Annotated in this window: 13 protein-coding genes; 6 read left to right on the top strand and 7 right to left on the bottom strand. The window is 61.9% G+C overall.

All coding sequences use genetic code 11. The features are described from left to right. Window positions 1-20 precede the first annotated feature (20 nt). Both CH305_RS21795 and CH305_RS21800 read left to right on the top strand, forming a co-directional pair. On the top strand, window positions 21-365 hold the full coding sequence (locus CH305_RS21795; RefSeq protein ID WP_255182736.1) for a nuclear transport factor 2 family protein: 345 nt from the start codon (window positions 21-23) through the stop codon (window positions 363-365). Then, complete coding sequence (locus CH305_RS21800) at window positions 362-1,201, top strand: SDR family NAD(P)-dependent oxidoreductase (protein ID WP_094610349.1); 840 nt, start codon at window positions 362-364, stop codon at window positions 1,199-1,201. Before CH305_RS21795 ends, CH305_RS21800 begins: the two co-directional genes overlap by 4 nt. Before the next feature lie 135 nt (window positions 1,202-1,336). Here CH305_RS21800 and CH305_RS21805 read toward each other — a convergent pair whose 3' ends face one another. The 3 genes from CH305_RS21805 to CH305_RS21815 form a co-directional block, all read right to left on the bottom strand. Then, a complete protein-coding gene (locus CH305_RS21805) occupies window positions 1,337-2,221 on the bottom strand; it encodes a PD40 domain-containing protein (protein ID WP_094704881.1) in 885 nt (294 codons plus the stop codon). A gap of 125 nt (window positions 2,222-2,346) precedes the next feature. Next, entirely contained in the window at window positions 2,347-2,802 is a 456-nt protein-coding gene (locus CH305_RS21810) for a hypothetical protein (RefSeq protein ID WP_094704882.1), read from the bottom strand. 26 nt (window positions 2,803-2,828) lie between these two features. Beyond that, complete coding sequence (locus CH305_RS21815) at window positions 2,829-4,100, bottom strand: DUF6745 domain-containing protein (protein WP_094704883.1); 1,272 nt, start codon at window positions 4,098-4,100, stop codon at window positions 2,829-2,831. Window positions 4,101-4,358: 258 nt separating this feature from the next. On the opposite strand from CH305_RS21815, the gene CH305_RS21820 reads away from it, so the two are divergent. Further along, window positions 4,359-4,559 carry a hypothetical protein gene (locus tag CH305_RS21820; RefSeq protein WP_143545326.1) on the top strand — a complete coding sequence of 67 codons (201 nt, stop codon included), beginning with the start codon at window positions 4,359-4,361 and terminating at the stop codon, window positions 4,557-4,559. 507 nt (window positions 4,560-5,066) lie between these two features. Here CH305_RS21820 and CH305_RS21825 read toward each other — a convergent pair. The 3 genes from CH305_RS21825 to CH305_RS21835 all read right to left on the bottom strand — a co-directional run bounded on the left by CH305_RS21825 (window position 5,067) and on the right by CH305_RS21835 (window position 7,830). After that, window positions 5,067-6,704 carry a cation:proton antiporter family protein gene (locus CH305_RS21825; protein ID WP_032403442.1) on the bottom strand — a complete coding sequence of 546 codons (1,638 nt, stop codon included), beginning with the start codon at window positions 6,702-6,704 and terminating at the stop codon, window positions 5,067-5,069. A gap of 208 nt (window positions 6,705-6,912) precedes the next feature. Next, window positions 6,913-7,368 (bottom strand): tellurite resistance TerB family protein, encoded by a 456-nt coding sequence (locus tag CH305_RS21830; protein ID WP_027497122.1) that lies wholly within the window; start codon window positions 7,366-7,368, stop codon window positions 6,913-6,915. Window positions 7,369-7,497: 129 nt separating this feature from the next. After that, window positions 7,498-7,830, bottom strand: a complete 333-nt coding sequence (locus tag CH305_RS21835) for a hypothetical protein (RefSeq protein WP_032403441.1) — start codon at window positions 7,828-7,830, stop codon at window positions 7,498-7,500. Window positions 7,831-8,023: 193 nt separating this feature from the next. On the opposite strand from CH305_RS21835, the gene CH305_RS21840 reads away from it, so the two are divergent. From CH305_RS21840 to pabB, 3 genes are all read left to right on the top strand, one after another. Further along, window positions 8,024-8,362 (top strand): RNA polymerase-binding protein RbpA, encoded by a 339-nt coding sequence (locus CH305_RS21840; RefSeq protein ID WP_027497120.1) that lies wholly within the window; start codon window positions 8,024-8,026, stop codon window positions 8,360-8,362. Between the two features lie 275 nt (window positions 8,363-8,637). Then, window positions 8,638-9,033: a chorismate mutase family protein gene (locus tag CH305_RS21845; RefSeq protein ID WP_179278373.1), complete on the top strand. Its 396-nt coding sequence runs from the start codon at window positions 8,638-8,640 to the stop codon at window positions 9,031-9,033. 9 nt (window positions 9,034-9,042) lie between these two features. After that, a complete protein-coding gene (gene pabB, locus CH305_RS21850; protein WP_037150415.1) occupies window positions 9,043-11,103 on the top strand; it encodes an aminodeoxychorismate synthase component I in 2,061 nt (686 codons plus the stop codon). A gap of 67 nt (window positions 11,104-11,170) precedes the next feature. On the opposite strand, the gene CH305_RS21855 is transcribed toward pabB, so the two are convergent. Next, on the bottom strand, window positions 11,171-11,767 hold the full coding sequence (locus CH305_RS21855; RefSeq protein WP_032377910.1) for a hypothetical protein: 597 nt from the start codon (window positions 11,765-11,767) through the stop codon (window positions 11,171-11,173). Between the last annotated feature and the right edge of the window lie 8 nt (window positions 11,768-11,775).

Below are 11,775 nucleotides of genomic sequence, written 5' to 3' on the forward strand. Positions count from 1 at the left end.
GGAGGCGTCACCGTGATGTCATGACCACAGAATGGGATGGACTCCCGGACACCGTACAGAAGTTCATGACCGCACTCGACGCCCGCCAAGGCACCCGAGCCCTCACCGTGTTCACCGCAGATGCCGTGGTGACCGATGAGGGCCACGACCACTCGGGCCGCGACGAGATCGAGGCCTGGCTGACCGCCTCGGTCAGTGAGAGTGAGTACACCTACACAACAGAGTTCACCGGAGCGACCACGACCGGCAACACTGTCGACGTCACGCAGCACCTGGAAGGAAATTTCCCAGGGGGAGTTGTCGATCTGCACTATCGCTTCACCCTGGACGGCGCACTGATCAACCGGTTGGTGATCGAGCCATGAGCAGACGATGGTTCATCACCGGTGGCACACCAGGCGGCTTCGGTATGGCGTACGCCGAGGTGGCGCTGGAGGCGGGGGACCGCGTGGTACTCACCGCCCGGCGTCCAGGGGAACTCGCCTCGTGGGCCGACAAGTACGGTGACAGCATTCTCGTCGTGCCCATGGATGTCACCGACGCGGCACAGGTACTGCGGGCCGTACGAACAGCCGAAGAGCATTTCGGCGGCATCGACGTGCTGGTCAACAACGCAGGCCGAGGCTGGTACGGATCGATCGAGGGAATGAACGAAACCTCGATTCGGGCGATGTTCGAGCTGAATTTCTTTGCAGTACTGTCCGTCACGCGAGCAGTGCTACCAGGTATGCGCACCCGCGGAAGCGGGTGGATCGTCAATGTGTCCTCGGTGGCCGGGCTTCTGGCGGCGGTCGGATTCGGCTACTACAGCGCCACGAAGTACGCGATCGAGGCCATCACCGACGCGCTGCGCCAGGAGGTCGCCGGGCAGGGTCTCTCCGTGTTGGCGGTCGAACCAGGGGCTTTCCGCACGAACGCTTACACCGGATTCGCCGACGAGCCCGTCGCGGAAGCGATTCCGGAATACCACGACATGCTGGACGAGGTCCGTGCCGCTTTCGTCGGCATGAACGGGGTGCAACCGGGCGATCCGCGTCGCGGTGCCCGTGCGGTGATCGCAGCGATGGCCCAAGACCCGCCGCCACGCCGGCTGATCCTGGGTAACAGCGGGTACGACGCCGTGATCGACGCGCTGGAACAGAACCTGGGCGACATCCGGTCGAACGAAACGCTGTCTCGTAGCGCGGATTTCCCCGCCTGACCGAGCTCGCCGATTACACATTCGATACCGCCTGTCCGCTGCACTGACTGACCGATCCAACGGTGATGACGGCCAGGTCGTCCTCGACGACCTGCCCATCATCACTCCACAGCAACAGCGATTGTCGCTCGCGGATCAACGCCCCCCGCCCACGGTCGGCATCTGACCGCTCAGAGAGCGTGGAGTCAGCCGTTTCTGGTCGGACCCGTCGGGGTTCATCGATGCAATCTCAGGCTGAGAGCCGGTAGCGACGTCGGTCACCAGTTCACCCGCCTGTGTGACCGCCCGGTCGTACAGTATGCGCGAGCCGTCGGGCGTGAACTTCGGATGTACGGCGTAGGTATCGGTGAGGGGAGTGATTTCCCCTCCGCCGGAGGGCATTGCGTAGATCTCGGAGCCGTTGTTACCGCCTCGGTTACTGGAGAAGACGAGTGTCGACCCGTCGGGCGAAAAGGCCGGGTCGGAGTTCCAGAACTGGTCGCGCAGAAGCACTGTCGATTCTCCGCCGTTGACAGACACTTCGTTCAGGTAGCCGCCGGTGACGTAGACGACCCGTGAACCATCCGGGGAGAATGTCGCTCCGAAGGCCGACTCTTCTTGCGCGATGACGTGTGCGTCGGATCCGTCCACGTTCATGATGTCGATGCTGCCGTTCGAGGTAAATGCGATCTTGGATCCGTCCGGTGAGAAAGACGGTTCGTAGCCACCTTCGTGCACCGACCTCGATTCACCCGACTCGAGGTCGAGGATCTCGATGAACCGGCCTCGGGCGTACGCGAGTTGCTCGCCATCGGGGGAGAGGGCGGCGTCGTTCCCGTAGTTCGGGTCGCGGCTGTCTTCGCCCACGGTCGGGGTGACCTGACGCAAGCCGGAGCCGTCGATGTTCATGACGAACAGCTGGCCCCATCCGTCGTCGAAGGCCACGACCACCGGTGTCGGCTCGGGTGGAGGGTCGTCGGCGCATGCTGCCGCGAGCAGTGTCAGCGCGACGAGCGCGGAGATCAGCCGGATTCGATGCATCGGGCAATCATCTCAGAATCGCAGTATGCAGAACCCTGGTACGCGGCCCTGCCGGACGTTGAGGTCGTGGCTCCCTGCCCACCCGTATTTCCGAATGGGCAAGGAGCAGCGCGGCCGAGCCGCACTCAGTCGGCGACCAACTGCGTCGACTCGAAGTACTCACCTCGAGCACGCTCACGTTGTCTGCCGATGACGTAGCGGCCCGGGGCAATTCCGGTGGCTCCGTGTTCGGGGTGGATCAGGTAGGCGGTCACTGTGTTGTCGAGAATTCCGAGCGCCAGACGCCGCGTATCGCTCACCGGTGTCGACCACGTGCATCGGCCGCCGTCGGCTACGAGGCTGTGGGGATTTCCGCCCGCTGCGCTGCGCAGCAACTCGATTCCGGACAGGGGCACCGCGTCGATGCGCGTCCAAATCCCGGTGGAGACGACGCCTTCGAGCAGCGCATACGGAACGACGATGAGGTCGCCTTGGGCTTGCATGCCGTCGATGATCGGCACCGAGATCTCCTTGTCGAGATAGTCGAAGACATCGAGGCCGGTCATCGATGTCAATGCGGACAGGGTCATGTTCTGATTCATCTGAGTCACCTTGTGTGAGAGTAGGTTCAGGTTCGGCGGCGCAATTGGGCGTAGTTTTCTCCGCTGAGGCCGTAGGTCCAGCCTGCGGCGTCGAGGGCCGAGGAGAATTCACCTGGAACGTACAAGCCGTAGCGTCTGCGCTGGCCGTCGCGTTCGCGAGACCCATTGACAGCGAGAAGCACTCGACCCTCGCCGCCCCAGCCGGCGGGGGTGGCGAACAGCTGCAGGATGCAGCCCTCGTTGCCTGGATCGTCGGAGTTGTCGACCAGCGCGAGTCCTGCAGCGTCGATGTAGTTGTCCCACCCGATGCGTTCGATTGCGGAGCGGCGGATCTCGACGTTGCGTTCGACGGTGATGCGTTCGACGCTCGGGTCGAGCACCACCCAATCCGGCACAATTGTGCCGTTCAGGACGTATGCCGAACTGCCGTCAGCGAATTGGAGCGCCGGTTCGTCGTGGTGGTGCAGCCGTCGTTCACCGTGTACTCGATCGGGAATGGGTTCGGAGTGCAGCGCGGTCGGTCGTTCGGACATGACGCAGACGTCGTCGAACGCCCACCACCATCCCGTCGATTCGGTCAGGGCAACAAGTGCGTCGAGCAGGTCGTTGTCCTGTGGTTGGAAGGTTGCGAGGCCGAGGCGGCGGTATATGTCGTAGTAGGCGATGCGGTGTGCTTCCTGCTGGCCGTACCAGGGGATCCCGCCGACAAGGGGCGGCATCAATGTCCTGATTGCTGCTGCGACGCCGTCGAACAAGCTGGTGCGCAACGAGTCCCACACCGTCGATCGGATGATCGGGTTGAGTCCGATGCCCGCGCGGACCGACATTTCGGGTGGCTGATTTCGTACCGCAGCCGCTGTGCGACCTTGGGCTGCTCTGAGCGCCTGAGACCGGATCGTCATCGGCCACCGGGGCGGTGGCCGTTCGCTCACCGGCAACCGAATGCATGCGTCCATTCGGGACCGTGAAATGGAGAGCAGTGTCGCGATGCGAGCCGATGCACAGGTGGGGCCCTCGACGGCAAAGGTTACAGCGTAAGCCAGGTTGTCCTCGGCAATGCGGGCCGCTGCAGCAGCCGGAGAAAGTTCCCATACGAAGCGGGGAACGGGGAGGTCGGCATGTCGATACAGCTGTGCCACAGCAGATTCGGCAGAGTGTCGATCCGATGGTCCGGCGCGCATTCCGTGACCGAGATAGGTATCGCGCTCGGACACGACACTGCGAATGAGTTCTGAATGGGGGTCTTCGATGAATGTCCCGTGCGACGAAGAAGTCGAGGGGATCCGCACGGCGCTCACGCGATGGAGGCTGTGTCAGCCTTTCCGGTAGTCATACGAACAGAGTGACATAAATGTTGCCTCGCCGCCAGTGTTGACTTGCTTATTCTTTGAGGGCCATTGCATTTCGCCGGCGACGCGTCTCCCGGAAACACGGGTGGGCCGCGCAGCACGGGTCGCGAAGTCGCGAGCGGGTAGCGTTCCATGTCATCGAGTTTCCTGTCGGGCCATGTCGATTTGGATACGTCAGACCTACGAACAGACTTGGAGACCATCACCGTGAGCGATCGAAACCCCTCGACAGACGACGACTACGACACCGGCCTGGAAGAACCCGCCATCGACGGCGATGAACCGACGTCGACCCGTGAGCTGATCGAAGACTCTCGGCCCGATTCCAACACGGTTGACGACGGGCTTCTCGCAACCGACACGGAAGAGGCAGTGGCAGGGGAAGGCTGGACCTCGCACGGGAACTAGGCAGGCCAGGAGTGCGCGAACTGCACGATCGGTCAGCGTAAGTTGACATAATGTTGATTATCGGCAAAAGAACGTAGCTGGTCGACGTTGTCGATCATCGTCGAGTTCACGGTTTCGATCCACCATCAATGCTCTGGGGGTCTTCGTCCTACATCCGTTGACTTGCCCGGTGACCGTCCGTGCGTCCGTGCGTCCGCGGGTACCGATGAATGCTTGCGGACTACCGACCCGATGTTCTTTAGTCGCCTGCGTTGTCTATTTCGCTGTAATCGCACTGATGCTTCACTCTTGCTTTGTCGCCGCGATAGTCCCCCTGTAAAGAACTCGTTACGTCACTGTGACGTTTCGTCATCGTCTGGCTGGCCTTGCAGGTCACGAGCACCGACGTCACATGAAGTGTGTCGACCCACAAGGCCTGTTGTCGTCGGACATTGCTGCCAAGGGGATTGCCGGCACGTACACGCGGGCGGGTCCATCGACTCGTCGCAACAGGCTCACTCCCCTGGGTCATGTCACGCTGTCCGGACGGCGGGGCTTGTCGGACTCGGGGTCGACCGCGTCGCCTACGGGATCTGGTGCACCGTGTCCCACTTGATCTGCCAATTCCAATCCGGCACCGGCATAGACGTTGAACGCGATGTCCACACCGTGTTCCTTGGCCCACTGAACTTCGTCGTCGTAGCGGGCGACGGCCGCGACGGTTCCGCTGAATCCGGATTCGCGGAGACAGGCGAGTGCTGTGACGTTGGCTCCGTGACGTGGCATTGCCAGCACCGCGATCCGCACCGACTCCGAGTGCCGCAGCTGATTCCAGAAATCGAGATCGGTTGCGTCCCCTTCCAACACTCGCAGACCCTGTTCGGCGAGTCGACGAATCCGAGGACCGTCGTAGTCGACCCCCACCACGCTGAGTCTGTAATGCTCGGTGAGTCGCTGATACGCCGCGAAGCCGACACGCCCCATTCCGATCACGACGACCTCGGCGTCGCCCGCGTCCCCGGAGCGTTCCTCCGGGTGCAGGCTCTGATCGTCCTGATCGGGCAATCGCGCCGCGATCTTCTCCACCATCAGGTGTCCCCGACCGTTCACCAGGGCCGACACGACGAAGCTCAACGCCACGGCAATCGACATTTCCACCAGCCAGGCCGGTGCCAGCAGCCCGGTCGTCACTCCGACCGAGACGACGATCAGACCGAACTCGGAATAGTTCATCAGGCTCAGTCCCGCGAGCAGCGCGGTTCGATACCGCAGTTTCATCATGGCGAACAGCGCCAGGTACAGCACCGATTTGAGCGGCAGTAGGAGCACCATCAGCAGGGCGACGCCCAGGCTGGGAACATCGGGCAAACCGGACAGGCCGATGGAAACGAAGAAGCCGACCAACAGCAGTTCCTTGATATGAAACAGCGATCGGGACAGCTCGGAGGAAGCCGGATGCGACGCCAGGAGAACGCCGATGATCAACGCTCCCAGGTCTCCTTTGAGCCCCAGTGCGGAAAACAAGGCGTAACCCGGAACGAGGGCCATCACGATGCCGAAGAGCGACTGCATCTCGCCGTGGCCAAGCCCGCTCCACACCCTCCGGAGGATTCGTGTCAGGGGCCACAGGAGTACGAGAGTCACCGCCCACGGACTGGGCAGTGTGCCGCTGGTGACGGTAAGGAACACCACGGCAACGATGTCCTGCATCACGAGCACTCCGATGGCCACACGCCCGTAGAGAGCGTGCGATTCACCTCGTTCTTCGAGAACTTTGACGACGAATACAGTGCTCGAGAACGACATGGCGAAGGCGAGCAACGCAATCGTCGTTGTGCTCTGCCCGGACAGCATGGCCATTCCGGCGACGGCCGCGAGCCACAGGACGGTGGTACCGAGCACGACGCTGAAAATTAGATGTATCGACGTCGTCAGCCACACTTCTCGGCGCAGCAGAATCCGCACGTCCAGCTTGAGACCGATCGCGAACAGCAGCAATGTAACACCGAGGTCTGCCATCAGTTCGAGTTGGGGCATCTCACCGACATCGAGAGCATTGATGACGAAGCCGGCCGCCAGGAAGCCGACCAGTGGAGGTAGCCGGACAGCCATGGCGAGTCCGCCCAATCCGAAGGCGATGACGAGGTAGATCGCGGCAACTGTCATGCACGGTCTCTCTGCTGGTGGGTCGCAACCGGATCTCCAACGGATCGACGACATCGGCACATGCAGTCGGAGTGACCCAAGTATCCCGGCATTCCGGTTATTTCACAGCGCACACAGTCCGCGGACGACAACGGCGATCGGCGAAGGTGCACCTTCGCCGATCGCCGTTGCTGCGATCGAGTGTTCGTCCTCTATCGGTCGGAAGGTCTCAGAGCTCGAACTCGGCCGGATCGATTCCCACAGCAAAGCATGCATTGCGGACGGCAGCCTTCTCGTGATCGTCGAAATGACCGTCGGCACCGCCGATGATGATGCCGATCTGAATGACGGCTCGCGCCTGGTCGGGCTTCGATTTCAGCTTGCCGATCGTGGCAGTTGCTTCGACCTTCCCGAAGTCGAAATCGCCCTGCAGCTTATCGCAGTACCAGTCGAACTTCTGACGAAGTTCGTCGGATTCGAACACCCGCAGGGCCTCGTTACCGGCGATCAGGGCTGCCGTCTTCTGACGCTCGGCAGGATCGATGGTGCCGTCGGCTGCCGCGATGAGCGCACACATGGCCATGCTGCCGTTGGCAAATTCCTTGTTCTTGAACTGGCTGGTCTTGGTTTGCAGCTGCCCGTTCAGTTCCTGTGCCTTGGACTTGAGTTGATCCCAGAACGCCATGGAGCTCCTCTTCGTGTTCTTTCATCCGCGCACATGCGCGAACCCCGTCCATTGTCCACGGTGCCGGTGAACGAGGATGGAACCACATTTCGATGAGGGCGCTTCACCAGCCGTTCCCTGCTGTTCTCCTCAGCGCAGCCGCTCCGCATCGCGCGCCTTGGTCAACAGCTCGGCACACAAGCGGTGCAACTCCGGGATGTCGGCACCTTCTGTGACCGCGGTGCTCACGTCCTCGGCGGCGCAGCGGACCTCGAACGCGCGATCGGCCGCCGCCGACGCCTCTTCGGCCGTCAAGATGACGGCGTCGTCGGGAATCGAGGTTTCCTTCATCGCACTGCGCTGCTCGTAGGCACGTTGGCGACACGACTGACGGCAGTACCGTCGCTTGCGTCCGGTTCCGGAGTCGGCGACAGGGCGTCCGCACCACGTGCACGTCTGGTCACGGCGAGTTCTGACGGACATGGTCGTTCAGCCTACTGCGACAGGAAGGTAAGATGCATTCACCAGCTGCGCCGATGGCATCGCACCGGGGCTCATCGGCCCGGGGAACGAACCGACGCGCGGCGACGTTGTAGATCAGTGGGTAGACGGTGTAGCTCGGAGTCGACCGATGACACCGACTCGCGTACCTACTATCGATGGAGAGGACTTCACCATGGCAGATCGTGTACTTCGAGGTAGCCGACTCGGAGCCGTGAGCTACGAGACCGATCGTGATCACGACCTGGCACCTCGCCGCGTTGCACGCTACCGATGCGACAACGGTGAGGAGTTCGACGTCCCCTTCGCCGACGACGCGGAAATCCCCGGCACCTGGGCTTGCCGTAACGGTCTCGAAGGGTCGCTGATCGAGGGAACCGCGCCGGAGGCCAAGAAGGTCAAGCCGCCGCGCACCCATTGGGACATGCTGCTCGAACGGCGCTCGGTGGACGAGCTGGAAGAACTCCTCAAAGAGCGCTTGGATTTGTTGAAGGTCAAGCGCCGCGGAGCATGAGAATCGTCGTCTGCACCGCCTGATTGGAAACAATCCGGCGGTGCAGTTTTTTTGTGCTATTCCAACTCGACGTACGTTCCGGATGAGGGCGGTGTGTTTGTCGTCGCGCTTTCGCGGGTTCCAATACTGTTGAGTGGCGGTGAAACCGCGCGAGGTGTCATGATCGAGCATCGATTACCGCGCAGGACGTAGATCGGCAATGGCTGCCGTAACAATTGTCGGTGCATTCCGATAATCATCACCACTGGAGTCGAAACATCAGGGGGCAGTAACTCGTGAGCCAGGATTCTGATCAACGCTCCAACGACGCCCTGCGCGTAGCTGCCTCCGAGGCGAAATCCGAAGGTCATCGCGCTGCAGGTGAGCAGAAGCTTGCCGAGCTGAGGCGTGAGTTGGACGGAATAGACGAAGTTCTGCGCGCTGCAATTCGAGACCGTATCGATGTGTGTGTCCGAGTTGCACACGTGAAGCGCGAACATTCCATCCCGATGATGCAACCCGGTCGCGTCGGTTTGGTGACCGAACGCGCGCGAGAATTCGCGTCCGCAAATGGCCTGTCCCCCGACTTCCTCGAAGAGCTGTACCGATCGATGATTGCCGAAGCATGTCGTGTCGAGGACTTGATCATCGACTCTCCGGCTGCCGGGATCGGCCCCGAGAGTGAACGGTAGAGCACGTCGATGACCATCAACACACTCCTCGTGGACAACTACGATTCGTTCACCTACAACCTGTACAGCCTGCTGGCCGAGGTCAACGGCCGTCCGCCGACAGTGGTCAAGAACGACGTCGAATGGACGTCTCTGAACTTCGACGCCTACGACAACGTCGTCATCTCCCCCGGGCCCGGACGCCCTGATCTGGAGCAGGACTTCGGCATCAGCAGTCGAGTGATCACCGAATCCGGTCTGCCGATTCTCGGTGTATGCCTCGGGCACCAGGGGCTGTGCCACCTGTTCGGTGGCAGTGTCGATCTCGCACCGGCACCGATGCACGGCAGGATCACCGATATCACTCATACCGGTGTCGATCTCTTCGCCGGAATCCCGTCTCCCTACTCGGTGGTTCGGTATCACTCACTGGTCGTGACACGCACACCCGCCGACTTCGAGGAAGTCGCATGGACACCCGACGGCTTGGTGATGGCCGTTCGGCATCGCAGCAAGCCGATGTGGGGAGTGCAATTCCATCCCGAGTCCATCAGCACCGAGTACGGACGCGAGCTGCTCGCCAACTTCCGAGACCTGACATTGGCGCAGTCCAACGCATCGAGTGCTGCAGGTACCCAGGATTCGATGTTCACCATCGAAACTCGCTCTCTCGACGAGGCTTTCGATCCCGAACAGGTTTTCGCCACGCTCTACGCTGACGGTAAGAAAAGTTTCTGGCTGGACGGCAGCGCAGCACTCGAGCCCGAATGCAGGTTCACCGTCATGGGCGATTGCTCGGGGCCACACGCCGAGTACGTGACCTACTCCGTTGCCGAGACCATGGTGTCCGTGCAGGGTGCCGACGGTACGAAGGAGCGCGTTCACTCCACGTTCTTCGACTACATCGACGATCGATTGCGCGAGCGCGCCACTCCCCCTCGCCACGACCTTCCGTTTGCCTTCGGACTCGGCTACGTCGGATATCTCGGCTACGAGTTGAAGGCCGACACCGGCGGACAATTGGTGCATACAGCTGCCACCCCCGATGCCTCCATGGTCTTCGCGGATCGCGCGTTGGTCTTCGACCACGAGGCCGGCACCCTCTATCTGATGGGATTGGCCACCACGCCCGGTGACCCCGTCCTGGCGCAGTGGTTCGACTCGACAACCGCCACACTGCGCGGCCTGTCCGGTCGATCCGCACAGGCGGCCCGCTCCGGCATGGGCGCGTCCGGTACTCCTTTGCTCGGAGCAGAGCACTCGCTCGAACCGCGACTGCGGCACGATCGCGCCCACTACCTCGATTTGATTTCCCAGTGCCTCGCCGAAATCCGCTCCGGTGAGACCTACGAGGTCTGTTTGACGAACACCGCTACGTTGGCGGGTTCGATCGACCCTGCGGCAACGTATTCGTTCATGCGGGAAATCAACCCGACTCCGTACAGTGCGTTCTTGAACTTTCCCGAGGTGTCGGTCTTGAGCGCGTCACCCGAGCGCTTCCTACGAATCGACGCAGACCGCATCGTGGAGTCCAAGCCCATCAAAGGAACTCGTCCACGCGGAGCGACTTCCGAAGAGGACAACGCACTCAAGGCCGACCTCGTCGCGAACGAGAAGGACAAGGCCGAGAACCTCATGATCGTCGATCTGGTCCGCAACGATCTGGCTCAGGTGTGTATTCCTGGTTCGGTGCATGTGCCGAAGCTGTTCGATGTCGAGACCTATGCCCCAGTGCATCAATTGGTGTCGACGGTTCGCGGTCGCCTGCGTGACGACGCGTCGGCGGCGGACTGTATCCGCGCTGCGTTTCCGGGTGGATCCATGACCGGGGCCCCGAAGATCCGCACCATGGCGATCATCGACAAGCTCGAAGACGGCCCGCGCGGAGTGTATTCGGGTGCCATCGGCTACTTCTCGATCACGGGCACTGCGGACTTCTCGATCGTCATCCGCACGATCGTCGCCACCGAGCACGAGGTGACCTACGGGGTCGGCGGTGCGATCGTGGCACTGTCCGATCCCGATGAGGAGTTCGAGGAAACGATGGTCAAGGCCGTGTCCATGCGCCGGGCGCTGACCGGCCGAACGTAAAACGGAGGGTAGGGCGCTTGCCGCCCTACCCTCCGTGTCGTGTGCGTCTGTAAGCGCTTGTCGCGTCTTACGGAGTGGTGAAGTACTCGAAGACCGCGGGCTGTGCCTGCGGGTTGCCGTTGGCCGTTCCGATGACCGCGCCGGCGACGGTTCCGATCACAGTTCCGATGATGCAACCGGAAATGAAGTTCGGGAAGATGGACACGCAGCCGATGGCGAAGCCGAGGCCTGCACCGATTGCCGTACCGACGCCGCCGCCGTTGTTCCAGCCGATTGCCAGCTGGTTGACCATGTTGTCGAACGCCTGCTGCTTGGTACGAGGGCCCACAGCGTCGGCGACGGGAACAGTCTGCGGAGTCAAGGTCAGCTCGCGACCCTCGGCACCGATCAGGGGTGCGATCGAGTAAACCGTGCCGTTGATGGTGTACTCCAGCGGAACCGATGCGAGCGTGGCACCGGACTGATCGATGATCGACACTGTCTCGCTCGTCGCATCGACCCGGAACAGCCCGGCGTCGAGGATGGTCTTGACGGATCCATCCGGGTTGACCGACGTCTGGTAGTTAACCGTGTCCGACGACGGATCTGCTACGGCGTGGCCCGCTCCGGTGGCTACCGCAGCGGTCAACGCCACCGCGACCGTAGCTGTTCTGATCAGTTTCACTTCTGTCC

Source organism: Rhodococcus sp. 15-649-2-2 (genome assembly GCF_002258645.1).
GTDB lineage: Bacteria > Actinomycetota > Actinomycetes > Mycobacteriales > Mycobacteriaceae > Rhodococcoides.

Bases quoted from the DNA above. Each gene is read 5' to 3' on its own strand.
- CH305_RS21795 (WP_255182736.1), top strand. From the start codon at position 21: ATGACCACAGAATGGGATGGACTCCCGGACACCGTACAGAAGTTCATG.
- CH305_RS21800 (WP_094610349.1), top strand. From the start codon at position 362: ATGAGCAGACGATGGTTCATCACCGGTGGCACACCAGGCGGCTTCGGT.
- CH305_RS21805 (WP_094704881.1), bottom strand. From the start codon at position 2,221: ATGCATCGAATCCGGCTGATCTCCGCGCTCGTCGCGCTGACACTGCTC.
- CH305_RS21810 (WP_094704882.1), bottom strand. From the start codon at position 2,802: ATGAATCAGAACATGACCCTGTCCGCATTGACATCGATGACCGGCCTC.
- CH305_RS21825 (WP_032403442.1), bottom strand. From the start codon at position 6,704: ATGACAGTTGCCGCGATCTACCTCGTCATCGCCTTCGGATTGGGCGGA.
- CH305_RS21830 (WP_027497122.1), bottom strand. From the start codon at position 7,368: ATGGCGTTCTGGGATCAACTCAAGTCCAAGGCACAGGAACTGAACGGG.
- CH305_RS21835 (WP_032403441.1), bottom strand. From the start codon at position 7,830: ATGTCCGTCAGAACTCGCCGTGACCAGACGTGCACGTGGTGCGGACGC.
- CH305_RS21840 (WP_027497120.1), top strand. From the start codon at position 8,024: ATGGCAGATCGTGTACTTCGAGGTAGCCGACTCGGAGCCGTGAGCTAC.
- pabB (WP_037150415.1), top strand. From the start codon at position 9,043: ATGACCATCAACACACTCCTCGTGGACAACTACGATTCGTTCACCTAC.